The organism is Streptomyces sp. SAS_270 (assembly GCF_052543295.1).
In genome coordinates, this window is the sequence record NZ_JBMNDS010000006.1 from 82,181 (window position 1) to 106,595 (window position 24,415).

General features: G+C 66.3%; 24 protein-coding genes and 1 pseudogene. 8 read left to right on the plus strand and 17 right to left on the minus strand.

The features are described 5' to 3' along the window. Window positions 1-23 precede the first annotated feature (23 nt). The 11 genes from ACN6LB_RS06285 to ACN6LB_RS06335 form a co-directional block, all read right to left on the minus strand. Window positions 24-1,178, minus strand: a complete 1,155-nt coding sequence (locus ACN6LB_RS06285; RefSeq protein ID WP_445024901.1) for a tyrosine-type recombinase/integrase — start codon at window positions 1,176-1,178, stop codon at window positions 24-26. Continuing rightward, a complete protein-coding gene (locus tag ACN6LB_RS06290) occupies window positions 1,178-1,360 on the minus strand; it encodes a helix-turn-helix domain-containing protein (protein WP_445024902.1) in 183 nt (60 codons plus the stop codon). Before ACN6LB_RS06290 ends, ACN6LB_RS06285 begins: the two co-directional genes overlap by 1 nt. Then, entirely contained in the window at window positions 1,353-2,645 is a 1,293-nt protein-coding gene (locus ACN6LB_RS06295; protein ID WP_445024976.1) for a replication initiator, read from the minus strand. The genes ACN6LB_RS06290 and ACN6LB_RS06295 overlap by 8 nt, the downstream gene beginning before the upstream one ends. A gap of 160 nt (window positions 2,646-2,805) precedes the next feature. Continuing rightward, on the minus strand, window positions 2,806-3,051 hold the full coding sequence (locus ACN6LB_RS06300; protein ID WP_445024977.1) for a SpdD protein: 246 nt from the start codon (window positions 3,049-3,051) through the stop codon (window positions 2,806-2,808). Between the two features lie 25 nt (window positions 3,052-3,076). Further along, window positions 3,077-3,271, minus strand: coding sequence for a hypothetical protein (locus tag ACN6LB_RS06305; protein ID WP_445024903.1), 195 nt, complete (start codon window positions 3,269-3,271; stop codon window positions 3,077-3,079). A gap of 16 nt (window positions 3,272-3,287) precedes the next feature. Next, a complete protein-coding gene (locus ACN6LB_RS06310; RefSeq protein ID WP_445024904.1) occupies window positions 3,288-3,479 on the minus strand; it encodes a mobile element transfer protein in 192 nt (63 codons plus the stop codon). Between the two features lie 2 nt (window positions 3,480-3,481). Further along, window positions 3,482-3,667 (minus strand): hypothetical protein, encoded by a 186-nt coding sequence (locus tag ACN6LB_RS06315; protein ID WP_445024905.1) that lies wholly within the window; start codon window positions 3,665-3,667, stop codon window positions 3,482-3,484. Between the two features lie 14 nt (window positions 3,668-3,681). Continuing rightward, a complete protein-coding gene (locus tag ACN6LB_RS06320) occupies window positions 3,682-4,323 on the minus strand; it encodes a DUF2637 domain-containing protein (RefSeq protein WP_445024906.1) in 642 nt (213 codons plus the stop codon). A 91-nt stretch (window positions 4,324-4,414) separates the two neighbouring features. Beyond that, the gene (locus tag ACN6LB_RS06325; RefSeq protein WP_445024907.1) at window positions 4,415-5,791 is read right to left on the minus strand and encodes an FtsK/SpoIIIE domain-containing protein; all 1,377 of its coding nucleotides are present in this window, start codon (window positions 5,789-5,791) and stop codon (window positions 4,415-4,417) included. Then, window positions 5,791-6,147 (minus strand): SCO3933 family regulatory protein, encoded by a 357-nt coding sequence (locus ACN6LB_RS06330; protein ID WP_445024908.1) that lies wholly within the window; start codon window positions 6,145-6,147, stop codon window positions 5,791-5,793. The genes ACN6LB_RS06325 and ACN6LB_RS06330 overlap by 1 nt, the downstream gene beginning before the upstream one ends. Before the next feature lie 169 nt (window positions 6,148-6,316). Continuing rightward, window positions 6,317-7,102, minus strand: a complete 786-nt coding sequence (locus tag ACN6LB_RS06335) for a GntR family transcriptional regulator (protein ID WP_445024909.1) — start codon at window positions 7,100-7,102, stop codon at window positions 6,317-6,319. A 107-nt stretch (window positions 7,103-7,209) separates the two neighbouring features. Here ACN6LB_RS06335 and ACN6LB_RS06340 point away from each other — a divergent pair, with 107 nt between their 5' ends. From ACN6LB_RS06340 to ACN6LB_RS06355, 4 genes are read left to right on the plus strand one after another with little or no spacing between them, the layout of a single operon-like run. Then, complete coding sequence (locus tag ACN6LB_RS06340) at window positions 7,210-7,617, plus strand: NUDIX hydrolase (protein ID WP_445024978.1); 408 nt, start codon at window positions 7,210-7,212, stop codon at window positions 7,615-7,617. 46 nt (window positions 7,618-7,663) lie between these two features. Next, entirely contained in the window at window positions 7,664-8,092 is a 429-nt protein-coding gene (locus ACN6LB_RS06345) for an ATP-binding protein (protein ID WP_445024910.1), read from the plus strand. Then, complete coding sequence (locus ACN6LB_RS06350; RefSeq protein ID WP_445024911.1) at window positions 8,086-8,433, plus strand: hypothetical protein; 348 nt, start codon at window positions 8,086-8,088, stop codon at window positions 8,431-8,433. Before ACN6LB_RS06345 ends, ACN6LB_RS06350 begins: the two co-directional genes overlap by 7 nt. Continuing rightward, window positions 8,430-8,807, plus strand: a complete 378-nt coding sequence (locus tag ACN6LB_RS06355) for a hypothetical protein (protein ID WP_445024912.1) — start codon at window positions 8,430-8,432, stop codon at window positions 8,805-8,807. Before ACN6LB_RS06350 ends, ACN6LB_RS06355 begins: the two co-directional genes overlap by 4 nt. A gap of 335 nt (window positions 8,808-9,142) precedes the next feature. On the opposite strand, the gene ACN6LB_RS06360 is transcribed toward ACN6LB_RS06355, so the two are convergent. Next, the gene (locus tag ACN6LB_RS06360; protein WP_445024913.1) at window positions 9,143-11,407 is read right to left on the minus strand and encodes an NACHT domain-containing protein; all 2,265 of its coding nucleotides are present in this window, start codon (window positions 11,405-11,407) and stop codon (window positions 9,143-9,145) included. Window positions 11,408-12,655: 1,248 nt separating this feature from the next. Between ACN6LB_RS06360 and ACN6LB_RS06365 the strand changes: the two genes are divergently transcribed. After that, window positions 12,656-13,846, plus strand: coding sequence for a TIR domain-containing protein (locus ACN6LB_RS06365; RefSeq protein ID WP_445024914.1), 1,191 nt, complete (start codon window positions 12,656-12,658; stop codon window positions 13,844-13,846). Window positions 13,847-14,455: 609 nt separating this feature from the next. Here the strand turns inward: ACN6LB_RS06365 and ACN6LB_RS06370 are convergent. Next, window positions 14,456-14,736, minus strand: a pseudogene (locus tag ACN6LB_RS06370) (tyrosine-type recombinase/integrase); the annotation flags it as partial. Between the two features lie 174 nt (window positions 14,737-14,910). Here ACN6LB_RS06370 and ACN6LB_RS06375 point away from each other — a divergent pair. Then, window positions 14,911-15,297 carry a hypothetical protein gene (locus ACN6LB_RS06375; protein ID WP_445024915.1) on the plus strand — a complete coding sequence of 129 codons (387 nt, stop codon included), beginning with the start codon at window positions 14,911-14,913 and terminating at the stop codon, window positions 15,295-15,297. 152 nt (window positions 15,298-15,449) lie between these two features. On the opposite strand, the gene ACN6LB_RS06380 is transcribed toward ACN6LB_RS06375, so the two are convergent. Then, window positions 15,450-15,671: a hypothetical protein gene (locus ACN6LB_RS06380; RefSeq protein ID WP_445024916.1), complete on the minus strand. Its 222-nt coding sequence runs from the start codon at window positions 15,669-15,671 to the stop codon at window positions 15,450-15,452. 86 nt (window positions 15,672-15,757) lie between these two features. Further along, window positions 15,758-16,012, minus strand: a complete 255-nt coding sequence (locus ACN6LB_RS06385) for a hypothetical protein (protein WP_445024917.1) — start codon at window positions 16,010-16,012, stop codon at window positions 15,758-15,760. Between the two features lie 1,122 nt (window positions 16,013-17,134). On the opposite strand from ACN6LB_RS06385, the gene ACN6LB_RS06390 reads away from it, so the two are divergent. Further along, window positions 17,135-17,335, plus strand: coding sequence for a dehydrogenase (locus tag ACN6LB_RS06390; protein WP_445024918.1), 201 nt, complete (start codon window positions 17,135-17,137; stop codon window positions 17,333-17,335). 430 nt (window positions 17,336-17,765) lie between these two features. Here ACN6LB_RS06390 and ACN6LB_RS06395 read toward each other — a convergent pair whose 3' ends face one another. Next, window positions 17,766-21,428: a LamG-like jellyroll fold domain-containing protein gene (locus ACN6LB_RS06395; RefSeq protein ID WP_445024919.1), complete on the minus strand. Its 3,663-nt coding sequence runs from the start codon at window positions 21,426-21,428 to the stop codon at window positions 17,766-17,768. Between the two features lie 788 nt (window positions 21,429-22,216). Between ACN6LB_RS06395 and ACN6LB_RS06400 the strand changes: the two genes are divergently transcribed. Further along, complete coding sequence (locus ACN6LB_RS06400; protein WP_445024920.1) at window positions 22,217-22,828, plus strand: DUF4232 domain-containing protein; 612 nt, start codon at window positions 22,217-22,219, stop codon at window positions 22,826-22,828. A gap of 33 nt (window positions 22,829-22,861) precedes the next feature. Here ACN6LB_RS06400 and ACN6LB_RS06405 read toward each other — a convergent pair whose 3' ends face one another. After that, window positions 22,862-24,286 (minus strand): helix-turn-helix domain-containing protein, encoded by a 1,425-nt coding sequence (locus tag ACN6LB_RS06405; protein ID WP_445024921.1) that lies wholly within the window; start codon window positions 24,284-24,286, stop codon window positions 22,862-22,864. Window positions 24,287-24,415: the final 129 nt, after the last annotated feature.

Genomic DNA, 24,415 nt, shown 5'->3' on the forward strand with positions numbered 1-24,415 from the left:
ACTTCTGACATCAACGGGTGCGGTCACTGGCGACCGGGGCGCCGCTTTCGCAGTAGCCGGTCCATGTGGCTCATGGCCTCGCGCTGCGTGTCCTGGACGACGTGCGTGTACACGTCCATGGTGATGCTGATCTGGCTGTGTCCGAGGATCTCCATCACGACGCGGGGTGCGACTCCGGCCGCCGTGAGGAGGGTGGCGGTGCCGTGCCGGGCGTCGTGCAGCCGGATCACTCGGATCCCTGCGGACTCGGCGACACGGGTGAAGGAGCGGTACACGTTGCGCGGCTCGACCGGACGGCCGGTGCGGGTGGTGAAGACGTAGTCCGACTCCTGCCACTTCTCCCCCGCTTTGATGCGGGCGGCCGTCTGGCGCATGCGGTGCCAGCGGAGGGGTGCGATGCAGAGGGCAGGCAGCGGGACGACTCGGCGACGGCGGCTCTTCGGGTCGTCGTCGTAGAGAACGCCACGACGACGCTGCACCTGCTGGCGGACGTGGAGGACGCGGCCGTCGAGGTCGAGGTCTGACCAGCGAAGGCCGATGATCTCTCCCCGGCGGAGGCCCATGGCAATGGCGAGCACGAAGGCCGCGTAGAGCGGGTCCTTACGGGAGGCGGCGAGGAAGTCGAGCGTCTCGTCGAGAGTCCAGGGGTTCAACTCCGGGTTGTCGGTGCGGGGCGGCTCGACGAGCTTCGCGACGTTGCGCGTGATCAGTTCCTCGCGGCAGGCGGATGACAGCGCCGAGCGCAGAACTCGGTGCGATTCCTTGGCGGTTGCTGCGGTGGCCTCCTTCTCCAGACGGACGAGGAAGCGGCGCACGTCGGCGACACCGAGGGCTTCGAGCCGCTTCGAACCGAGCCGGGGCACCAGGTAGAGCCGAACGTGCGCCTCGTACTTGTCGTACGTGCTGAGCTTCCGCCGGGGCTGAATCACGTTGTCCAGCCAGTACGGCAGCCACTCGGACAGCTTGGCCGAGCGGGTGGGCACGGGTACGCCCTGGTCGACCTTGGCGAGCAGTTCGCGGCGCTTGGCGTCACACTCGGCCCAGGTCTTGCCGTACGCGAACTTGCGGGCGCGGGTGCCGTCCGGCTGGAGCACATAGACGGCGCATTGGAAGCGGCCGTCCTTGCGCTTGGTGATGGTGCCCGCCCCGTTCGGGTTGCGCTTGCGTTGCTGGGCCATCAGGCAGCAGCCTCCAGTTCGTTGGTGATGTAGTCGTGGACAGCCCGCACCGGGATACGGCGGCACCGGCCGATGGTGATCGAGGGCAGGCGACGGGAGCGGATCAGGTCGTAGACCGTGGACCGCCCGAGCTTGAGTCGCGCCATGACGTCCGGCACGGTCAACAGCTCTTCGTCACGCACGAGTTGGCTCTCCTTCTGTGCCGGGGGCGGGTTCGAGGGATGCGGAAAGCCACGCTTCGGCGGAGGACAGGCCTGTTCCGGCAAAGGCCCAGTGGGCGAGGACGTACGTCGTGTCGGGCTCGCGCTCGGCGGGTTCGGCTGTGGTGGTGGCTTGGGCGCGGCGCCATTCGGCGCGGGCGGTGCGGAGGGCGCCGAGGGTGGTGGAGTAGCGGCGGGACTTGGTGGAGAAGTGGCCGCGGAAGCCGAGCATGTGGGCCCAGGCACGGAGGCGGAGGTCTTCCAGGTCCTTGCGGGCGCCGAGGGTCCAGGCGGTGCGGATCAGGCGGCGGGCGTGGTCGCTGATGTCGAGCTGGGCGAGTTCGGCGAGGAACTTGAGCGGGCGGTCGAGAGCTCCCGTCGCGGTCTCGGCACCCTTGGTGGCGTACTTGGCGATGTACGCGGCGACCGCGCGTTCGGTGAGTTCCTGGCCGTCGGTGAAGTCGGCGCTACGGATGGTGCGGACGTCGAGCTGGCGGCCGAAGGCGAAGGCGTGCGCGCGGTCGTCGATGACGGGGCCGTCCACGCGGACTTTGGCGGCGGCGGTGCGGATGGCGTCGGTGAGCAGCTCGGCCGTTGCCCAGGGCGGGGGCGGGGTGTCTCCGCCGCCGGAGCCGTCGATCCGGATGACCGCGTGGAAGTGGACGGCTCCGCGTTTCTGGTACTCAGCGACCTTGGCGAAGGACACGCGCGCGTGCTCGCGGAACGCGCGCTGTGAGAGTCCGGCCCGCTTGGCGACCTCGCGGCGCAGGTAGGTCGAGAAGCGTCGCCAGAGCGGACCGGCGTGCGCGTTCCAGAGCACGGCCGCTTCGTAGTCGTACGTCTCCGGGTTGAGCGGGGTGCCGAGTGCGGCGTCGTCCTGGTCGTGGCGGGCGCCGCACCGGCAGGCGCGTCCGCTGGAGGGGCGGTTGTGGACCGGGCCGAAGCTCGGGGCGGTGAAGGTGGCGAACACGCGGGGGTGGGCGGCGACGTGTTCCGGGATGCCCTTGCCGCCGCGCAGGCCCGAGCTGATCAGGTGGAAGGTGTCGCGGCGGTAGACCTCGGCGCAGGCCTCGCAGCGGGTTGTACGGCGGTTGTTGCAGCGGACGAGGAGTTGGCCGGCCGGGAGGGTGGACGAGTCGAGGTGGTGGAGGACGTTGCCGATTTCCCCGGTCCGCGTGTCAACGTCGTACTCGGTGCGGTGGCCGTCGAGTCGGATCGGGTGGGTGCAGCCGCCGAGGCCGGAGAGCTGCCGGAGGATACCGGGCAGGGCGCCGTGCGAGGCCAGCTTGGCGAGTTCGGGCAGTGGGGGCGGGGTGGTGCGGGTGAAGATGGCGTTCTCCTTCTGGCTGGCTCGGTCAGGAGGTGACGGGCTCCCGGGGCGGCGGATGCTTGGCGGTATCGAGGCCGCCCCGGGAGTCAGCCGCTGGTCAGCGGCGGTGGTGGTCGCGGAGCATGGAGCGCAGGACCACGGCGGCGATGGCGACCGAGATGGCCGTGACGGCGACGGCGGCCAGGAGCGCGGTCAGAACGACTCCGCCGACGAGCACGGCCGCGACCGTTCCAGTGCTGATGGAGAGTGGCGGTATCGCGCGCTGCACGGGTGCCGGGTCGGCCGGGGTGTGAGTGTGCGCGGGCGGCGGGGTCGGGTTGTCGGGGTACTTGGGCAGGAACACGGCGAAGCTCTCCTTGCCTACTCGTCTAGTCATGTGAGCCGTTGACGACGTCCACGCCGGAGCGCGTGCCGGACTCGATGGCCGGGGCCATGAAGGTGTGCGAGAGCCAGAAGCCGAACAGGGCGATCACGACGACGATCCAGGTGCGGACGCCGAGGAACTTGACCGCTCCCCAGGCGAAGAAGCCGAGGACGACGACAAGCGGCAGGCTGACGGTCACGTTGTTCGGGGTCCTTTCAGCGGACGGGGCAGCGGTGGGTGCGGGCGGCCAGCTCGGCGGCGGCGCGGCTGTCGTAGTCGGCGGAGAAGCCGCAGCGCGGGGCGGTGCAGGCGGCGGTGTGCTTCTCGCGGCCTCGGCCGTCGTAGGACGTGCCGACCTGCACGGGGCCGATGCGGATCACGTTGCGGAAGCGGTTCGGGCTGGGCATGGTCAGTCCTCCTGTCGCAGGTTGAGGCCGGGGAAGTCGCGCAGGATGCGGGCGGCCTGGTCAGGGTCGGCGGCGCGGTCCGCGGCTTCTTCAGCCAGGAGCCGGGCCAGCGCCGGGCGGCCGGAGTCGGCCATCTGACGGGCTGCGTCGAGGTAGTCGGCGATCGTGTTGAAGGTGAAGAGAGGCATGGTGGGCCCTCCTTTCAGGCGAGTTGGGCGGCGATGGCCTCCGCCATGGGCCCAGGGACACCGAGACGTGCGCGGAGTGTTGGGGTGTCGATCGGCGTACCGGTGCGGGTGTGGTGCTCGGCGGCGACCTTGCGGGCGTGGTCGACCAGGGCGGCCGGGACGGATACGGCAGCCGGAGCCGGAGTTGGAGCCAGGGCGGGAGCGGGTGTCGGCTCGTCGGAGAGCCGTGCGGGTGCCTCGGGGGCGGGTTCGGCGGCGTCCTCCTGGTCCTCGGTGTCCTCGTCGACTACCGGCGGCGTCGAGTGCGCGAGGAGTGTTCCGCCGAGGAAGGCGACCGCGGGCCAGCCCGCGACGAGGATGCGAAGCCAGGCCGGCACGGCGTCCATGTCGAGCAGTCCGGCAGTGGCGACGTTCGCGCCAAGGGACGCCGTGAGCGCGATGACGAACCAGCACCAGCCAGCGGCTTTCGCGTCGCCGGAGCGCAGTCGACGCCAGGCGGCGACGAGCAGCAGGTCGACCGAGACTGGGTAGGCCCAGGCTTTCCATCCGTCCTGTCCGGCCGCCGAGGCGACGTCGTGCAGGTGGGCGAAGGACAGCGCTGCCGCGATGACCGCTTGGACGAGTACCGCGTCGACGCGGGCCAGTTGGGCGCGCATGCTGCGACTCCTTCCGGTTTCGGGCATGGGTGGGGTAGGGAGTTGGCGCGAGGCGGTCACGCCGACCGCGAAGGAAGGGAAGGGGCGCGGGTCAGTCGGTCAGCGGGTGCGGCTGGACGACCGGGGCCGGTGACTCGACCGGTCGTACGGCCACGTAGGGCTGGAACGGCTTGAGCGCGGGCAGGTCGGGGACCAGGCCTGCCGACTGGTGGCAGATCTCGGCGGCGTCGCCGAGGGACAGGTACGGCGTGCGGATGCGGGACCAGCCGCCGGAGGTGTCGCCCGCGACAGCGAGGCCGGGCCGTTTGGGAGCGATGGCGCAGGCGGCGGATACGGCCTCGGGGGCGATGTCGCCGAGTGCCATCTTTGCGGAGGCTTCGTCGTTGACGCGGTGGCAGACACGGCCGGTGAGTTGGGCCCGCAGCATGGTCGCGCCCTTGCCCAGTTCGGCGCCGAAGCGCTGGCCGCAGACCTCCAGGTAGATCCCGGCGGCGCGGCCGAGCTGGGCGAGGCGGATGAGTTGGGTGACCATCTCGTCGCGCCGTTCCTCGTCCTTGCGGGTGGCGACGAGGAAGAGTTCGGCCACCTCGTCGACGAACAGCACGACGGGCACCGGGCGTTGATGCTCGGGCAGGCCCCAGATGTCGGAGGTGATCTCCTCGTCGGGCGTACCCGGGGCGATGCCCTGCCGGGTCTTGATCAGGTCGTAGCGGTCCTCCATTTCCTTGATGAGCATGGGCAGCAGTTCCGCCGCCTGCTCGGGGTCGGTGGCCAGGGCCGAGAGCCGCGGGGCGAACGGCGCCAGCTCCACCCCGCGCTTGCAGTCGATGCCGACCATGGCGACAGATTGCGGCGCGAGTCCGGCGACGAGGTGACGCAGGTACATGGACTTGCCCGACAGGGTTGCGCCGAGGGTGAGTTGGTGCGGAACGGTCCGGTAGTCACGTACGAAGGGGGTGGCGTCCTCACGCAGGGCCACGGGCACCTTGAGAAACCCTGCCTCGGTCTTGCGGGGCATCCGCACCCGTCGAAGGACGTCGAAGCCGACGAGCCGCAGTTCGACCACACCCGGCTTGACGGTCGTGACGTACACGGCGTGAACTCCCCAGGCATGCCGCAGCCGTTCGGCCGAGGCGGCGACGTCGGCGGGCTCCTGCCCCGGGGCGAGCCGCAGCCGAAGCCGCAGGCCGGTCGAGGTGGGCCGGATGATCCCGCGACGCGGCGGCACGGGCCGTACCTCGCGGCGAGTGGTGGCCTGGATGGCGAGCATCCGCAGCCTGGACGGCGCGACGGTCAGGCCGCAGGCCTCCATGACCGAGCCGTACGAGCTGAGCAGTCTGGCCGTGGATATCGGCAGTCCGACCGTGGACCAGTAGATGCCCGGGTGCTGGGCCCGGGCGTAGGCGGCCCCACCGCCGAGTGCGGCGACGGGACCACCCACCTCCAGAAGCGTCGTCAGGTCGGTCATCAGGCGGCATCCCCCATGGCGGCCGGGAAAGCGGCCGGAGTGACGGCGGCGGCACGGAAGGCGATGCCGTGGCGCTGCTGCCCGTTGAAGACGCTCTCCCACGGCCGGGCGATGAGCCCCGGCAGCGCGACCGGCGCGCCGAGAGTAAGACCCTCGGAGACACCGCCCTCCGCAACCGTGACCTTGATCAGGGACGACTCCCCCTCCTCGATGTAGACGACGCCGAGCGTCATCAGCGGCTCGCCGCTAACGGCGTCCGTCGCCCGCTCACCGGACTGGCGGTCGCGGAGCTTCGGCTCGGGTGCCTCGGTCAGCAGGATCGTCGCGGCCGAGGTCTCCACACGGATGGTGCGCAAGATTTCTTCCCATCTACTCGTCTATACAAGATGCAGTCTGCGGGCCCGAGGGTTCGGGAACGCGTTGACTACCCTGCCACACCACTTGCCCACTCGTCTATACGAGTATGCCTGTTGGGGTGTACGAGTTCGGGGGCAGCGGCCCCGCGCACCACCGCCGTTCAGGCCCTCACGTCGCCGGGAGCTGGTACGACAGGACGTACGCGTCCGCTGCCATGACCGTGTCGCAGACCTCGACGGCTCGTCCCTCAGTGTCGTACGCGGTGCGGATGAGGTGGATGACGGGGACGCCGGAGGCGAGCCGGAGTGTCTTGACCTCGGTGGGCGAGGGCATCCGGGCGCGAATCTCCTCCTCGAAGTGGTCGAGGTGATGGCCCAGCTCTTCGAGGCGGGCGTAGATGCCGCCGGGACCGGGGTTGGGCTCGGCGATCTGGGTGCCCCGTGCGATGTCCAGCGGCAGATACGAGGTAGCGAACTCCACCGGCTTGCCGTCGAGGAGGTACCGGCGACGCCGGGCGAGCACCCGCCGCACGGAACCGAGCCGGGTGGAGATGTCCTGGCTGGCCTTCTCCTCCTTGACCTCCAGGCTGTCGACCTGGGGGTGACTGCCGGCCGCATCGGCCTCGACGATGAACGCCGACTTCCCCTGCTCGCGATGACGACGGGCGAAGCGATCGGAGGCGAGGCGGCGTACGGGCGGTCGTGGCCGTACGAAGACGCCCTTGCCGTGCTCGGCGTGGACCAGGCCCTCGCCCTGGAGGATGGAGAAGGAGTTGCGGACGGTCATCCGGGAAACGCCGTAGTGCTCGACGAGTTCTGCCTCGGAGGGCAGCTTTTCGCCTTCCTTGAACCGCCCACGGTCGATGGCCTCGCGCAGCTGGTCGGCGATCTGCCGGAAGACCGCACGATCGCTCGTGGGGTCGACAGCACCGAGCAGGCTCGGGAGTGACGTCACGTGTACTCCTTTAGGTATCTAGACGAGTGGGCGAGTGTTGTTGCTACGGTGGAGAGCCTAGCCATCCGAGAGGGCCGAGGAACGTGAGCACTGACCGTCCGCACTCCGTGAGCGTTGCCGGAGTCATCGTCGACGACCAGGGCCGGGCCCTTTTGATCAAGCGGCGGGACAACGGCAAGTGGGAACCCCCGGGTGGCGTCCTCGAACGCGAGGAAACCATCCCCGAGGCCCTGCAACGCGAAGTCCTCGAAGAAACCGGCATCAAGATCGCGCTTCCCGCGACCCTCACCGGCGTCTACAAGAACATGACGGGCCTGATCGTCTCGCTCGTCTTCCGCTGCCAGGCCGCCGACGGCACACCCACCACCGGCGAGGAGACCCGCGCGCTGCGCTGGGCCACCCGCGACGAAGTCACCGACCTCGCCGACGAGGCATACGCGATCCGCGTCCTGGACGCACTCGACGCGGCGTCTCCGCCGGCCATCCGCGCCCACGACGGCGTGAAACTCGTCTAGCCCGAACCCGCTGCACATGGCGGCCTACCAGCACGAAGGAACTTGTATGCACGAGTATACGAGCACCGCCCGGGTCTGGGGCCTCACTTGCCCAGGTTTCCCCGAAGAGGTCAGCCGGGCCCGCCGCTGGACCCGCGACATCCTGCGCGGGTCGCCCCTTGCGGAGGACGCGGAACTGATCGTGAGCGAGCTGAGCGCGAACGCGATCCTGCACACCGCGAGCGGCAAGGAGTCGGGGAGCTTCCATCTGGCGCTCGCGGTGTCGCCGCAGGTAGTTGCCCTGTCGGTCACGGACGACGGGGGCACCGGCGCGGCCCCGAAGGTCGAGCACCAGGACGAGGACGCCGAGCACGGCAGGGGTCTCGGCATGGTCAGCGCGATCGCGCACCGGGTGGTCGTCCACGACAGCCAGGGCGGCCACACGGTCACCGCGGAACTCTTCACGGACGCCCGTCCGGGAGGCCACGCATGCTGACGCCGACAGCCACCGAGGACTTACCGAGGGAGCAGCAGAGCAGCGCGTACCGCTGCTGGGCTGTCGCCTACCCCCTGCACGAGACCAGCTCGATCCTCCTGGGATCACACGACACGGCGAGCCCCCGCCTGGCCCTGCGATGGCTGCGCGAGCGCACGAGGAACATCACGGACCAGCTCGACCCGGCATACACCCAACCAGGCCGCCACTGGCTCACGGACGAGACCGAGCACGAACGAGCCCTCGCCCACCTGACCACCGGCACGGCCTACCAACTCACCCTGCACGACGACACCACGCGCTACGTCCTCGTGGCCTACCCGCCGGGAGCGCCCTCATGAACGACCTCACCCGCGGCTACTGGTGCGAATGTTGGACCGAAGACCTCACCGAGGCACGACGGCCGGCCCTCCTCGGCTCCTTCGACGCCCACTCACCCGCACAAGCAGACCGCTGGATCGCCATCGCCCTGCGCACCATCACCTCAGCCCTCGACGCCACAGCCTCCGACGAAGTATGGGACTGGCTCTACGAGGGCCGCATCGAAACCCGCAGAGCCCTCCTGCGCGCGGAACCCTGCTCAATGTCGATCAACCAGGGCAATACCCGCGTCACTTGGACGGTCCGACCCGTGCTTTTCCTCCCCTTCGCCCACCGGCAAGGCGCTGAACTCCCGGCCTGCACAGACGACTTCAAGCCCTACACCACAGACTGAGTTACAACTTTCTCTACTGGTTCAAGGCGGCTCGCTCCGCTCCCCGCGCGCGGCCCGGCCCCCGGCCGGGCCTGCGCTCCTGTCTCCGCCCCGCTCCAGCCCGGCCGGCGTCCGTGCCGCGCGCACAACAATCAGCCGCCTGCTGTCAGGGAATAGGTACATCGCGGCTGAGGCGGTCGGCTCCGCAGCTTTACGCAGCCATTTTGGACGCGAGCCTCAAAAATAATGGCCCCAAAACCGCTACGCCAATCTCTGCGTCTCGCTACACCTAAGAGCGGGGCCTTGGCTCCGCCACTAAGAAGCAGTGCCGGAGAATTGCGCGCCCCTTGAAACCTCTACGTGAGTCGATTAGCCATGCTAAAGATCGGATCTCCACTTCCACGAGGGGCTGAAACAAAGGCGCTAACCCTCTTCTGTGTCGAGCGAGACGGAAGCCAAACAATTCGCCCGTTGAGCTTAACAGAAGTGGCGAGATTCTCTTTCCTGATGATCTCCAAACATCCAGGAACCAACTCGCGGCTAGCCTGCTCCATTCCCCGTACCAGGGCCCCCTCCGCCCTGCCGCTCCCGCGCTGGAGATACAGTTTTCGTAGCAGCGTAACCATTACGCGCACGCCAGCCGGAAGTGAGCTTCGCAGCACATCGGCGTTCCTTTCGAAAGAGTCAAGAAACTCGCCGAAGGTGCACGCCAAGAAGGCGGCTCCAGGCAGATCTTCTTGGCTAAATCGACCGATGATTCTCTCAAACCAACAACCCTCAAACCGGGGCATGCGACTTGCATCAATTTCCCCATCGAGAACAAGTGTCTCGATTCCACAGCGGGAGAATTGGACACCCGAGAAATCTCCGAACCCTTCATAGAATTCCAAGTGTGGAATCAACACCTCGTCGGAATTGAATGAGCCAGGGACGGAAAGCCCCAAGGAGAGTGCCACTCGTGCGACATCAGCAGTCACAGTATCGAGGTCATTTCGCTGAGCGAAGGACAATGCCGTTGCGATTGTTCCATCGGTGGCTACCTCGCGGCATTGCAGGGCTGCCACTTCAATTCCCGACTGCAGTAGAGATTGACTCCATGCCCGCACAGTCTGCACGTCGACCGCGAAGGGGTTTACGATGAACGATGAAACGTCCCTTGCTTGCGCAGCGCCAGCAAAGTCGATGTCAACAAATTCCCGGGTTCCCTCCTCGAAGTTCGGATCTGATCCCAGGCCCGGCAAGCGGTGCAGAATTGTTCGTTGATCATCACTTGGCTCCCGCCCGCGAATAAATTTGAACCCTTCGGTTATCTCTGCGTACGTAAGCGGTCCAAGACAACTAGCACTCTTCCTAGCCACCGAAGCAAGCCGTTCAATTGTCAACCGAATTGTGGGGCCATCAAGCCCCGTCTCGATGCTTGCCTCGCGCTTGCTGATCTGATCAAGGAGCCAGTCCCAGCCCTCTGCTGGACTGAGCCCGTGCAGAGGTCCCAAATCGGTTTCCAGAATTTTCTTATTGACTAGGTAGCCAATCAGCAGGGGTCGCTTCGGTAGCCAATCGGGCAACCCCTGCCAATTCTTACCGCGAAGATATTGTTTGATCTGCCTGTCGTTGAACTCTGAAATTTCCAGCAGTGTACACGATTCCCCATTAAATAGGGAACTATTCAATTCATCTAGACTGTCAAAATAGCTTCGCCTACCCACGACAACTACAGACGCTTTCGGCGGAGTCTTGTCAAAAAACTGCCGAACCAATTCGACCGCCCTGCGCCGAGAATGACGCAATTCTACGATGTCGCTGCTCCACCCGGGTGCTGCGATTTCGTCAAATCCGTCCAGGAGGATGTCAACGTAACCAGCCCTCCAGGCGGCAATTATCTGGTCTGGCCGATCGTAACCCAGGTCCTCAGCATGTTGGGTTAGGGCCACGCGCGGGCTGCGCTGCCCCCAGTGATCACGTAGGTTGAGATGCACCGGATGTCGGAGACTCTCTCCGGATTTATGCACCTGCGAAAGTCTGAGATAAATCTCTCGCAGCGTCATACTCTTACCAATGCCATAGTCGCCGACGAAGCAAAAGCGCTCAGCCGCTTTGACTCTCTCGATCAGATCACTAAATGAGGGAGAAGAGGTGAAACTGCCCTCCTGACTGATCGCTTCGAACTCCGCCGGAATATAGCGTTCGAGTTCCTGCTCTTTGCCGGCTGGATTAATGGCGCTACCGAAGGTCATCTGCTCACGCCGCTGAGCGTATAGGTAGGCGTCAAACAGGCGCGATTTGAACCGCCTAAAGGAGATGGGGGTAATCCGGCGGTCAATTGCTTGGAGTGCTTTGGTTTGTTCGGTGGTGGGTTCGCCGAGAGTTACAAACCAACCTCGGGCGGTTCGCCCGTCACTTCCAGTCCATCTGATGATAGCCTTGCTGAGCTTCTTTCCATCGTGCTCGGCCTTATCTTTTCGACCAGAGACCGTAACCTCAACGCAATGCACTACATCGTGGGTAAAGTAGACGCCGTCGTGCTCAACGCCATCCAAATTGATGGCGCCGTCGTCTCTGGCAGTCGACCAGAGTGCACGCGCGACGGTTCGAACTTCCTCTTCGAACTCGAGATGGTCCATTATCGGCTCCGGTCGGTCCGTCCGAGCAGGGTTGCTGGCGAGCGAGGCAGATAGCTAGTGCATGCCCAAGCCTAGTCACCTGGGTGCTTCGGGGCGAAGAGATCCGTGCCATTCGCATGCCAGACCGTGCGGGGCCCCACGGGGAACAGCGGGGACTGACCCCCGGTGCGGTCAGGTCCCCTGTAGCACTCCACCGCAGGTAAGTGGCGTACGGCTGACGGGAAAACCTAAGCTTCCCAAGCCGAGAGCTTTGGGAGGCCCGCCAGGGCCGTCCACGGGCCGTCCACGGGCCGGCCGTCGCGGCTCGCTCTGGTCGACGGCACCGATAACGTGGCTGAGGCCGGTGGGGGTGCAGCGAGACACACACGCGCCTGGTCGGTCGGCACACCCGCCGCCGTGGCTAACTTTCGTCGGCTGAGCATCAGGCGGCCCACATCGAACGGCGCTGCCGTCAGTCGAGCGCTGCACCGAAGCCGATCAGGTCTGGGCCGTCCCTGGGCCGTCCGAGACCGCTCACCAGTGGCCAACGACGGCCACCGGCGTACGAGCCCACTGCCTCTGCGGCGGACGGTGCGCCTACCGGCAGGGCAGTGGACCTCACCTAACCCATGTCGCCAAGTATCTTTGGACATGCAATACATTGCGGCGTAACTTGGATAAGGGTTCGGGCTAGCTGACTCGACGCGGAAGCGCGCACTGCGTCCTTTTGGCACCCGGATGCGCGCCGATGAACCTCGTCCTTGAGACAGTCGAGATTCACTATGGCAAGCCAGGTGTCCTGGCGTGCGTGTTGACGAGCCAGGACACCACCCGTCATGGGGGTATCTGGTTATGCTACTGCTGACCGGTTTTCCAGTGTCCGACGCCAGAAGCCTTACGCATCCTGACAGTAAGCGTCTTATCCTGCCGAAATGGCCCTCGCCAAAGCCTGGTCAATTCATGCAATACACGGGGCGCATTGCTGCTTCGCCATTAAGCAAGGGTGGGCCCTTCACGGACGGCAGGCCATACTGTAAGGCGTCACATGCGATACGACTGCCGAGTTCCATCTCAAGCTATAACTTTGGGGATGCCAGCAATCCGATTTCCGGATTCGATCTCCTTTATCGCTGTGTCACTTGCGACGGGAACAAAGTATTCCCTGTCTGTAGATTTGAGCTAGGGCTTTCCCGATCATTCGCGGCTCAGAACACCCCACTTTTTTACAGCGAAATCGCGCTATGTGTGGACCGTCTCCTACGGCTACCGGTGAGAATCCAGAAGCGTCGACTGATACCCAAGGAAGGACAGGTTCCTCAAGGAAAAAGGAGAGCAGCATTCCACGAGCCCAAGGCGATGGCCGAGGTGGGCGACTTGATTGCATCTCACATTCTTGGGGCGACTGCTGCTGGCGATGTAGTGCCTGATGCATGGGCAATTGAAGCTGGCACTCAGTGGGTCTTGGTCCAGCTAGAGGCGCGCGAAGTCGAAGTAGCCTCCTTTATCTTCCCCCATGACACGTCGGAATCCATCGAGGAAGTCGTAGCAATCCCAGAGGTTGGACTTTCCCTCTATCATTATCGGCCCGCGCTGGATCCTTACGCTCCTCACGCATACGTTATTCTGCGGCGAGAAGTAAGTAAGGACCACGATGCTCTTGCGCGACTGCGCGACTATACGGTTCGAATGCACGTAGAGCACGAGTCATTGCTGAGCCTACTCAGGCACGTCGAGGATAAGTCGCCGATTGCGGAAGATGGCTCCTTCGTAAAGTTTGTAGAATCTAAGATCTCCCATCTCGGCCGCAAACGCCGATTCGGCTTTGAGCAGGACGAATTGCTACATAGGCTCCTCTCGTCCGACGCTCCTTTCAGTCCTGAACAGCGCCGCGAGTTGCGAACGCGTCTCAAGGACATAAAGATCAGCATTTCTCCAAAGCTGGATCGAATGCTAGAGAAAGCGGGTAATTCACCTCCGCCAACTCTTGATGCATCGGAATACGCGAGGAGCGAAAGAATGACCTCCACGGACCGTGAAATCCCGACGAAGATTTTCATTGGGCACGGGCATGCTGGCGATTGGAGGGAGCTCAAAGACTTCCTTCGAGATCGGCTATTCCTTGAACACGAAGAGTACAACAGAGTTCCACAGCCGGGCATATCGACTTCAGAGAGGCTTTCTCAAATGCTCGACGGTTCGGCATTTGCGTTCGTGATAATGACCGCAGAGGATGAAACGACGGAAGGGAAAGTGCAGGCTCGGCAGAGCGTCGTCCATGAAGTGGGTCTATTTCAGGGGAGGCTCGGATTTCGGCGCGCCATCGTCATGCTTGAGGATGGGTGTGACGAATTCAGTAACGTCAAGGGCTTGACGCAGATAAGGTTCCCGAAGGGGCGCATCTCCTCCGTCTTTGAAGAAGTGCGCAGAGTGTTGGAGCGAGAGAAAATCATCGAGGGTTAAGAGCTTGTCCTGCGCGGCGACCGCAGGTCAGGACAGTTACCGATTCCCTGAAACCCAAGCTTCCCAAGCTGATGGTCGGCAGCATGCGCCCGCGCACTCCAGCTTGTACAGCTTCGCGCCTTCACAGGTGGAAGGAAGCGCGCCACCGTGCCTAGGGCTTGGAGACTGCGCATCAGGCTAGGGGGAGACGGCATGGCGAAGTGTGGCGCGCGCACCAAGACAGGCGGTCGGTGTCAGAGGCAGGTGGTGTCGGGCACCGCCCGTTGCCCAGTGCATCAGGGTCCGTTGTCGGCATACAGCGTGGCCCAGCGCAAGGAGAAGGAAGCCAAAGCGAAGAAGCGCAAGATACGCAAGAAGCGCTAGCCCAGGCTGACATCCACAGGTGACATCAACGGCGCCGGACACCAACGCACTTGCATGCACCGACGTGGACTACGCCGGCGCAGGAAGCCGCGGCCGGACCGAGCGCTGATCGAACTCCTAAAGCGGGTGTCGCAGGTTCGAATCCTGCCGGGGGCACACGACTAAGGGCCAGTTCAGGGGCATGATCGCCTCGGACTGGCCCTTTGCCGTGATTACGGCCGTGCCACACACGTGCCAGAAATGCCACTACGGTGCCACATCCCCACGCTCCTTCCGGATCATCGAGCCGAGCCGATCGGCGATCTCACGGTCACGGCCGCTGACCATGTGCTGATAGATCAGCGCGGCGCGGGGCGTGCTGTGCCCCATCCTGGTCATCAGCTCACGCAGGCTCGCGCCGGACGCGGCGAGGGTGTTCCCGGTGTGCCGAAGATCGTGGAATGCACGTCTTCCGTGATGCCCGCCTTGGTCCGCGCGTTGATCCAGTCGTCCCGGAAGTTGCTCCGCCGCAGCAGACTGCCCTGGGGACGGCGGGACCCGAAGGTGTCACTCCCCGTGACCGACCTGATGAGGATGAGGTCACAGGTTCAAATCCCGTGCCCAACCGGGGGCGCCGTCCTCGACCTATGGACGGCGCCCCGATGGCTTGTGTCAGTCATGGAGACTCCGCCGCCCTCGTTGCCCCTGTCCGGAAGGAACTCATGGCAGAACCAATCCACTACACGAGCTTCCCTGGCTTCGACGGCACGAGCCTGGAGGACAGCTTCGTCCTGGAGATTCGGGCCACACCAGGCCGACTGAACATCACGCTGGATCTCATGATCGGGTGGGCCCATCCGTCATACCGGGACCCACTCGAAGGTGAAGTGGCCTGCTTCCGTAAGGCCGTGATCGAGTTTCCCGCGGTTCAGGAACTTACCTGGACCCGCCAGAGCAGCATCAGGCCGGCAGTGGATGTCAGCGGCGAGCAGGACTGGGGCGGGATCGATGTGCTGCGACAGCTCGGGGCCATCTACCAACTCGAAGGCGACTGGGGAGCGATCGAGGTCGTGTCTCGGGAGCCGATCGTGCGGATCATCGGCACTTGATCTGCGGTACAGCAGAGAAGTACAGCAACCGTGGCAACCGCAGGCGATCGGCACGAAACGTTGCCACTCCCGTGATCAGGTCGGGAGACCTCAGCGATCTCCCCGCCCGTAGTTCGCATCGAGTGGCTGCGTCGACCACTAGGACGACGCGGTCACGCGAACGGCGACAAGCCTTTGCTCTCGAGGTGAGCGGGCAACGAGTAAAGGCACGCGTCGGCCGTACCCAGGTCCGCACGGAAGAACGAGTCCTCGCCGAGCGGCCCACCACTGACGATGACCATCCACGCCTTCCCGTGCTCGGTCATGCGATCACCGTCCACCTTGAACACGGTCGTGACCCCCCGCTCGGCCAGCCACTCCATCAGCTCAAGCATGTCCACTCGCACCCCTCCAGGGAGATCATTCCCCAGCGGGAGTCTCGGGCCCTCTCCGGGCCGTGCGAGGGCAGGGAAGCGCCACCTCATTTCTTCGGCTCTTGACCGTCTTTCAGTCCCTCAAGCACAACCAAAGTGCCGTCCCGCTCGAACCGCAGCACGCGGGGCCGGGGAGCTTCCTGGACTGAGACCGGCTCAGGATGAAGCTCTCCGTAGCGCTGATGGTAAAGATCAACCGCTTGGTGGAGCGAGCATCCTTGTGCCTCACGAATCTTCTTCACCGCGAGGATGGTGCGCCCCTCCAGAATGTCGCGATCTACGCTCTCCGGCAGTTCTGCCACAGGTCCTCCCCGGTCCGACATCGCAGTAGGGCAACCGCTGCTCCTCCGGTCAACTGAGTTGAGCAGCCGACCACGGAAGCCCTCCGCCGTGCCACTCTCGTGCCAGAACGGACGGGAACTCACGGGGACTTGAGGTTCGCCGAAGCCAGTGCGCTGACGTCCGCCCGAGGTAGGTAATCCGCTGGTCACGCCCGTGATGGCCCAACCTCGGTCCTAGAGCGGTGTCGGGTGTGAGTCGAGACGTAGTTACTGGCCGTCAGTTCTGGGTCAGCCGCGCACCACGAGCCAAGGACTCTACGAACCGGAGATCTCTCGCAGCGGAGAACGTAGTGAGTCTTGGACAGTAGGTCGTTGCGTCTGACGTCTTCAGCGTGAGCTCCTTCCCGTCCAGCTCGGCACTCACAAGGTGAGCAGGGGATACGGACGTCGTCGAGCCCGCTCCGATGTACGACAACGCCACGTGGAATGCGTGTTGGGGGCACCCCCTCACGAGTTCCAATCTCGTATCCGCCGCCAGTTCAGAGGGCCGGACCTCATCAGCGGTCCGGCCCTCTGGCTTAGTTCCTCCGGCGACGCCCCTGCGCGTATGGGCCATGGCGATCGTGTTCCCGCCATTCCTCGTCATGGGGGTCGCGGTCTTCGCCGCCTGCGTTGTCTCCAGGAGTCGATATGTGTTCCCCGTTGTTGACCTTGGCTAGCAGCGAGGCAAGGGGATCAGGGGGATCGTCGCTGAAGCGATCGGAGCCGCGCTCGGACGGCGGCCCCGGCTCTGTCCTGTCGTGACGCGACCGTGATGTACCGCTCATGAGTAGCCCTCTCCGACTCACTGCGATGCACTCGAGATCTTTCCCTGGAAGGTCGCGGGTAACCCGACTTCGACCTTGTCAGTGCTGTGCAATCTTGCCGCAAGCTGACCGCCTTTGGACACAGTCCAGACCTCAACGTCCGTCCGCACCTTGCGCGTTGGCTTCGCTGGCAAGGCTGGGAACGTGCGGCACACGCGCGCCTGGTCGGTCGACTGACCCACCGTCGTTACTGACTTGCGTGAGCTGAGGTTCAGGCCTCCGACGGCGTACCGATCTCAGCACGGAGCCGCGGTCGCTCTCCAATAAGGTGCGCCACATGACCAGCGACGCCCCGGCCTGCCCCACGTGCAGTCAGCCCATGAAGTCCGGTGGCTTCGTACTCTCCTCCCGGGAGGACGACAACCAGCGCGTCTGCCGGGCGTTGTGGAGATGCACCGGGCGGCACGTCTGGTGGAACTGGGCCGATCGGCCGGATGAGCCGCTGGAGGTCTGCCCGGTACCAGAGCTGTTCCGCTGACATCCAATGCTGACATCAACGGCGCCGAACAGCAGCAGTTGTCGGCTGCTTCCCGTGGCCCCTGTACACATAGACAGGCTCTATCGGACCCGGGACGGATCGAACTCATTCAAAGCGGGTGTCGCAGATTCGAATCCTGCCGGGGGCACAGAGGAACACATGGTCAGGGGTCCTTTCGTCCGGTGGACGGGAGGGCCCCTTGACGTTGCTGCGCGCGTGCCGTGTGCGCGGAGAGTCGTGAGCTGCGCCGCGCGGGAAGTGCCGGGGTCGCCCGGGCGGTGGTGGACGGCAGGTGCCCGGGTCCGCCGCACTTGGCGGGCCCGGGCACATGTCTGTGGCATCGGAGGGTGGACGGCGGGCAGGCAGGCGGCGTGATGCAGCGGCTGTTCGCCCTCCGGGCGCGTTTCAGGCGCCGTTGGTGGTCATCGTCTCAGCGCACCTCCTGCGAGTACCGCGTGACGGTGATGCGGTCGATCAGCGGCGCGTAGGCGGAGCGGAGCAGGACGCCGGGGAAGGTGTCCGAGGCGTAGGTGGTGCCGTCGAAGTTCGGGAGTTCCTCGGAGCGGAAGGCGATCGTGTTCTGTCCCTTCTTCAGGTGGACCGGGACGGTCAGCTCCCAGAAGTTGTTCTGGTGGAAGCTGTGCGGGAAGCCCACGCGCTGTGTCCTGCCGGCGTTGACGCTGATGTCGGCGTGGCGGGCGAGCGGGTCCGGGTTGTAGTGGGTGGCCTCGGACTGCTCCGGGTTGGAGTAGCGGATGCGCATCGCGTACAGGCCGGCCCGGTCGGCGCGGACGGTGAACGTCGCGGTGTTGCCGTTGCCGGGGTCGCCGCCGATGCCGGTGATCGCCGTGCCCTCGGTGGCCAGGGAGAGCGGGGTCAGCGTGGCCGAGCCCGCGAGCTTGGCGTCACCCGCCTCGTACGTACGCGTCGGCAGCGCGTTCTTGGTGAGCCGGACCGTCAGGCGGTCGACGAGGGTGGAGGACGAACTCCCGGTCAGCGACACCTTGTTGACGCCGCCCGAGAGGGAGACCGCCACGCTCTTCCTGCCCTTGGCCAGGTGCAGGACGTCGTGCCCGTTGACGGAGAGCCGGGCGTTCGCGTCGCCGAGGGTGTCGACCTTGAGGGTGGCCTCGCGGTCGGCGGGCGAGTAGACCCAGAACGTGGCGCTCTGGCCCTTCTTGAGCTGGACCGCGCCCGAGCCCGTGGCGGGGGCCCCCGCCTGCTTCGGAAGCTTGTAGACGGGCTGCGCCCCGCCGCCCAGCCAGGCCAGTTCACCCTCGTAGATCTGGGTGTCGGCCGAAGCCTCGGGGAGGGAGAGGGTCAGGCGGTCGACGATGGCGTCGCCCTTGGTGGCGCGTCTGCCGTCGGCGCTCTTCGCGGCCAGCGTCAGGGTGTGCTTGCCCTTGGTGAGCTCGACCTTGGTGTCGGTGTGGTCCCACACCACCCACTTGTAGCCCAGCGGCAGGTGCATCTCCTGCTCGCTGTCCGCCTTGCCGTCCACGCGCAGGAAGACGTTGGTCGGGCCCTGTTCCTTCACCTTGTCGAAGGTGTTGAGGGAGTTGGCGAAGGTGCTCAGGTCGTACGTACCGTCCTCGGGCACGTCCACGGCGAAGTCGAGCGTGACGTCCGAACCGGTGCGCAGGCCACCCACGTCGTAGCCGCCGGAGGTGTAGAACTTCGACACGTCGCGGGGCGAGCCCTCCGGGCCGTTCTTCGAGTAGCCGGACCCCGTGTGGGCGGCGTCCTCCGCCTCGTAGGAACCCTGCCAGCGCACCGGCGAGGACTGCGTGGCCTTCGCCTTGCCGGCCGGGCTGAGGACGATCTCGTACGCCGAGGACTCCTTCAGCTTCGGCAGCGCGCCGTCGCCGAAGTCGACGACGACCTTGCCGTCGTCACCGACCTTCAGGTTCTGCTCCGAGAGCAGCTTCGGGCCGGCGGAGTCGCCCACCTGGCCGCTCCACTCGATCTCCCGCACCCAGGCGTGCACGCGGTCCCCGAAGAGCTTCTTCGGGACGTTGTCGAAGGTGATGTGGCCCTTGCCGGTGGAGCCGCCGAAGATCAGCCGGGACTGCTTCTTCTTCTCGTCGAGCGTGGCGACGCCCTGCATGGTGTAGTTCTCGCCCGGGAACGGCGGGGTCACGTCGACCGTGTGCCCGCTCATCGAGGCGTACGAGTGCAGCAGCCACCACTGGCCGTTGCCGCGGTTGGACTGCACCGCGGAGTCGGAGAGGTTGCCGTCGATGTTCCAGTACGCGATGTCGGCGTCCACCTTGGACTCCTCGATCGCGGACACCCACTGGACCATCTGGCCGGGGACCGAGGTGTGGTAGTTGAAGGCGTACTCATTGATGTTGACGGGGAGTTGGGTGCCCTCGCGGTTGGTGCCCTTGAACAGGTCCTTCTCCCACACCCGGTACTTGGCGACGCTCGTGCGCACCGCCTCCGGATGGCTCAGCTCGTGCCAGGTGATGACGTCCGGGAGGGTGCCGGCGGCCAGGGCGTGTGTGAGGAAGCCCTTCACCTGGTCGTAGAGAACGCTGGTGTTGGGGCCGGCTATGCGGGCGTTCGGCATCTTGCTCTTGATGAGCTTGTAGAAGTCGTCCCAGGCGGCGAAGTAGTCGTCCGGGTCGCCCAGCCAGCTGACCTTGTTGTAGCTCCACTCGCCGGTGCCGAACATGTTGCCCTCGGGCTCGTTGAACGGCACGAAGACGATGTTGTCCTGGTACTCCTTCGGCAGTTGCAGGACCTGGTCGACCTGCTTGGCGACCTTCTCCCGGTAGAGCTTGAGCTTCTCCTCGGGGGTGCCGCCCGGCCACTCGTACGGGAAGCCGCGGTGGATGTCGGTCATGTAGATGTAGACGTCACCGTTGGTGGAGTCGGCCAGCGGCTTGACCACGTCCAGCGCATCGGCACCGGGGTGCTGCGGGCCGTCCTGCGCCTTGGTGGAGACCGTGCGCAGGCCCATGCCCTCGATGAGGTTGTTGGTCGGGACGTCCGGTCCGTACACGCCGTAGAGGGTGCCGGAGGCGCCGCCGTGGAACCTGCCGGTGTCGGAGCCGAGGTCGACGTCCAGCCGGCCCTCGCGGACCACGGTGACGGTCGCCTTCACCGCTCGTCCGGCCGCCGTTCCCGCGACGGTGAACGTGCCGGGCCGGGCGTACTTGTCGGACGGTACGGCGTCCCAGACGATCGGGGTGTCGCGGTCGTAGCCGTCGGAGAAGGTGGAGCGGACGGCGGCGGGGAGGGACGGGGCGGTCCCGGTCGTCGTGCGGGCCTCGAAGGACGTCTTCGAGAGCTCCTGGAGGGTGGGTGCGGCGTCGACCGTGCCGGCCACCTGCTCGGGGCTGAGCGCCGAGTGCCACACGGTGAAGTCGTCGACCGCGCCCTTGAGCAGCGGATCCGGCCAGAAGGACTTGCCGATGTAACCGGCGGCCGTGGCCGAACTGTCCAGCACGTCCTTGGCCTTGATACCGGTGGCGGAGGAGGAGACCGCGACGCCGTCGAGGTAGGTGGTGAGCCGGCCGGCTGAGGTGTCGAGAGTGACGGTGACGGTCCGCCACTGGTCGGCGGGGAGCGGCGCGTAGCCGAGCACCTGTGTCTCCGCGCCCCCTCCGCCGGTGGTCACGGAGGTCTGCAGCAGCCCGTTGCCGCTGTACGGGGTGGCGAAGAGGTACTTGGAGGTGTCGGTGCCCAGATCGAAGAGCCGCTGCCAGGAGGACTTGTCGCCGCTCCACTTCACGCGGGCGGAGACCGTCAAGTCGCTTGCGTCGCCGAGCACTTCGCGGGGCAGGCGGACGTACGCGCCGTCGGAGGTGGGCGCCCCGCCGGGCAGGGCGAGCGCCTTGCCTCCGTCCGCGCCGGCGACCGACTGGGCGGTGGAACCGTTCACCAGGCTCGCCGTCAGGCCGTTGCCGGAACTGTCCGTGATCTTCCCGGAGGCGAGGTCGTCCTGGTCGAAGGTGTAACGGGCGGTGGGCTGGGGGGCGTCGGCCGCGTGCGCGGGGGTGACCGGCGCGGCCAGCAGGCCCGCGCCGACGGCCAGGGCCACGGCGGCCGGGGCTCTGCGTCGCCCGGTTCTGTCAGCGGATGGCATGGTGGCGTCCTTCCAGGATTGTCGAATCGGTTCGACCATGCCCGCACCGGCTCCTACCGGTGGGCGAGGAGGCCGACCGGGTGGTCAGGTGTTACGGGTTGGCCCGGGTTCGGGGAGCGTGGCGTGCGGCTGCGCCGACGCTTCGGCGGTGCCGGGCGGCACCGTCCCACGGCGGGACCGTGAGAGCAGACGACAGTCGGACGAGGTCAACCGGTCGGCCCGGAGCGGCCGACGAGTGCGGGCATGGGCATCCGTTGGCGTCTGCGACGCCGTATGCGGCGTGGCGCGGGCATGGGCGGCTCGGCCTTCGGCTTCGGGAGGCGAGGCGACGCACTCCTCTCAACTCGACCTGGGAATTCGGTATTTCGAACGCAGTTCGGGTGGTCGGCGAGACCGTAGGGGCAGGCGGGCGTGATGGTCAAGACTTTGCACAGTCCTTGGAGGTGCCCGCCGGGTCGGCCGGTCGCGGACAGCCTGCCCCGCACCCGTGCCGCGCGGGTCGGAGGTACCCGGCCGGGCCCGCACACCGCATCGGATCCGGTCGCCGGCCCGAGGGGGTTCCCCATCCCACTTCGGCATCCCAGGCTTCCCCGTTTGTGCAGGTCATCGGGGGTGGGATGTTCCATCGTTGCAGGAGGAGCGGCGGCTGTTGTCCCAGGCTCACGAGGCGTCCGATGCTGTCGCTGTCGCACCGGCTGAAGCGGCCGACCGCCCGGCACACGCCTTGATCCGCAGGGTGGGGCCGAGGGCGCGTGCGACCTCGTACCGATCAGAAAAGGAACACGCAGATGAACATGAAGTCCCTTGTGAGCCGCCGTGTGGCCGTGTCCGCGGGTCTCGTCCTGGCTCTTGGGTTCGGTGTGTCGGCACAGGCATCCGCCACCGGGCCGCGGACGGTCAGTGGGAAGGCCGAGCACGCGGCGACGCACCGCTTGGGCGCCAGTGGCGCCAAGGCCACCGTCGCCGCCTGCTCCCAGGAGGTCCTCGGGGTGTCCTCCGTGAAGGAGCCCGCGGACAGCAAGGACGCCAGGCACCTCCTTCTCATCGTCCAGAACGCCGGCGACAAGAAGTGCAACCTGTACCGCTACCCGCTCGTGCGGCTCGGTGCCGGCCGGACCACGGCCCCCGTGATCAAGGAGAGCGACCCGAACCCCGGGGTGCCCGTCACCCTCGCTCCGGGCGAGGAGGCGTATGCCGCTCTGCTCGTCAACGGCCCCATGGACGAGTACGAGGCGAAGAGCATCACCCTCAGCCTCCAGGGTCGCAAGCCCGGCAGCAGCGCGGGCAAGCCGATCGATGTCCCCATGCCCGTCGAGACGTTGTACGCGAACGACTTCCAGCGTGTCACCTACTGGACGACCGCTCCCGGTTTCGCCCTGGACTTCATCATGTCGAAGTGAAGGACCGCTCGGTCCGGGCGGCCTGACGCTTCGTCAGTCGCCGCTCTCCGTCTCCGCCTTGTCGTAGGTGGTGGTCATGGGGATCCAGCCACGGGGGTTGCGGTACCAGTAGTGCGGTAGCCCCTTGATGCCGGTGGTGCGGAACGGGCGGCCGTGGTCGTCGATGCGCACCGTGCCGCTCCGGCCCTGTGAGGACCAGTCGAGGTCGAGGTACCAGTCGCAGGTGCAGGAGTCGGTGCGCGCGGAGAGCATCAGGACCTCCGGCTCCCGCAGGGACACCTGGTAGGGGAAGTCGACCGCGGTGATCGGTCTGCCGGGGTCGTTGCCGGGCATCGACCGGGCCAGGGGCCGGTGCGCGTCGAGGTTCACGGAGAAGTAGCGGGGGATGAGGACGGCGCCGCAGCCTTCGTACATGGAGTAGGCGATGCCCCGGCGGACGGCGGGGGTGATGCGGCTGACCACGCGCACATGCAGCGCCTCCAGGACGACGGCGGCGGAGCCGCGTCCCTGTACCGAGATCCGCAGGTTGGTGGTGCGCCCGTGCACCGCCTGCTGGGACGTGGCCCACGCCTCGGCGTCCGCCGGGGTCGGCGGTGGCGGGACCTCCCGCGGTGGCTTGTCGATGACGTAGTCATGGTCGCATTCGAGTTGCCAGAGATGGGAGTTGGCCGTCCAGGTGAGCGGGACCGACGGTGGGACGGTGTCGGCGCCGGCTCGGCTCTCCTGCGGGCTGCCGCTGCTGCGCGTGGCCGATGCCGAGGGTTCGGGTGCGGTGCGGGTGGAGGCCGACGGCTCACCGCCACGGGAGGGTCCGGCAGAGGGGATGCCGCCGCTGTGCGCGGCGGACGCCGAGGGTTTCGGTGCGGTGCGGGCGGACGCCGACGGCTCACCGCCGCCGGAGCGGGGTCCGGCAGCGGATGTGGCGAGGCCGGCGAGCGCGACGGCGAGCGCTGCCGCCAGTGCCATCGATCGCACGGACCTTCGTCGAAGGCGCCCGGCGCGGGGCCGCCGGCCGGCCGGCGAAACCGGCTCCGGGTCCTCGCCCGCCGGGCTGCCGTGGCTCGTGGACGCGGCCGATACGGCCGATGCCGCGGTGCTCGTGGATGCGGCCGCTGTGGCGATGCTCGTGGGCGCGGCCGATGCGGCGCTGCTCGTGGTGTCGTCAGGCGCGGGTGCCCGCCGGTCATCCGACGGGCGTGGTCGTTGCCGTTCCGCGACTGCCAGGATCCACCGGCGGTGCAACTCCACGCGTTCCCCGGGCGATGCTCCGCACAGGGCGGCGAACCGCTCGATCCTGGTGAAGTCCAGGGGAACCGACTCTCCGGCGCAGTAGCGGTGCAGCGTGGAGGCGTTCATGCCCAGACGGTGTGCCAGCGCGGCGTAGCTGCGGTCCGTGCGCGCCTTCAGCCGCGTCAGCAGCAACGCGAACTCCGCTACGTCATCGTGGATTGCATCCATGCGGTCCGTACTCGCATCCATCCATCGGCCTCGCAGCCGTGTCCCGATACGGGACGGCGTCCCAGGCACTCCCCGTACCCCTGCACGTCAATACGGCTGGGATGGTTCCAGGGTTGCAACGCCCCTCTC

Coding starts and splice junctions, on each gene's coding strand:
- ACN6LB_RS06380 (WP_445024916.1), bottom strand. CDS start 15,671: ATGCTTGAGCTGATGGAGTGGCTGGCCGAGCGGGGGGTCACGACCGTG.
- ACN6LB_RS06310 (WP_445024904.1), bottom strand. CDS start 3,479: ATGCCCAGCCCGAACCGCTTCCGCAACGTGATCCGCATCGGCCCCGTG.
- ACN6LB_RS06375 (WP_445024915.1), top strand. CDS start 14,911: ATGGCAGAACCAATCCACTACACGAGCTTCCCTGGCTTCGACGGCACG.
- ACN6LB_RS06360 (WP_445024913.1), bottom strand. CDS start 11,407: ATGGACCATCTCGAGTTCGAAGAGGAAGTTCGAACCGTCGCGCGTGCA.
- ACN6LB_RS06315 (WP_445024905.1), bottom strand. CDS start 3,667: ATGCCTCTCTTCACCTTCAACACGATCGCCGACTACCTCGACGCAGCC.
- ACN6LB_RS06320 (WP_445024906.1), bottom strand. CDS start 4,323: ATGCGCGCCCAACTGGCCCGCGTCGACGCGGTACTCGTCCAAGCGGTC.
- ACN6LB_RS06345 (WP_445024910.1), top strand. CDS start 7,664: ATGCACGAGTATACGAGCACCGCCCGGGTCTGGGGCCTCACTTGCCCA.
- ACN6LB_RS06390 (WP_445024918.1), top strand. CDS start 17,135: ATGACCAGCGACGCCCCGGCCTGCCCCACGTGCAGTCAGCCCATGAAG.
- ACN6LB_RS06285 (WP_445024901.1), bottom strand. CDS start 1,178: ATGGCCCAGCAACGCAAGCGCAACCCGAACGGGGCGGGCACCATCACC.
- ACN6LB_RS06350 (WP_445024911.1), top strand. CDS start 8,086: ATGCTGACGCCGACAGCCACCGAGGACTTACCGAGGGAGCAGCAGAGC.
- ACN6LB_RS06405 (WP_445024921.1), bottom strand. CDS start 24,286: ATGGATGCAATCCACGATGACGTAGCGGAGTTCGCGTTGCTGCTGACG.
- ACN6LB_RS06325 (WP_445024907.1), bottom strand. CDS start 5,791: ATGACCGACCTGACGACGCTTCTGGAGGTGGGTGGTCCCGTCGCCGCA.
- ACN6LB_RS06400 (WP_445024920.1), top strand. CDS start 22,217: ATGAACATGAAGTCCCTTGTGAGCCGCCGTGTGGCCGTGTCCGCGGGT.
- ACN6LB_RS06355 (WP_445024912.1), top strand. CDS start 8,430: ATGAACGACCTCACCCGCGGCTACTGGTGCGAATGTTGGACCGAAGAC.
- ACN6LB_RS06395 (WP_445024919.1), bottom strand. CDS start 21,428: ATGCCATCCGCTGACAGAACCGGGCGACGCAGAGCCCCGGCCGCCGTG.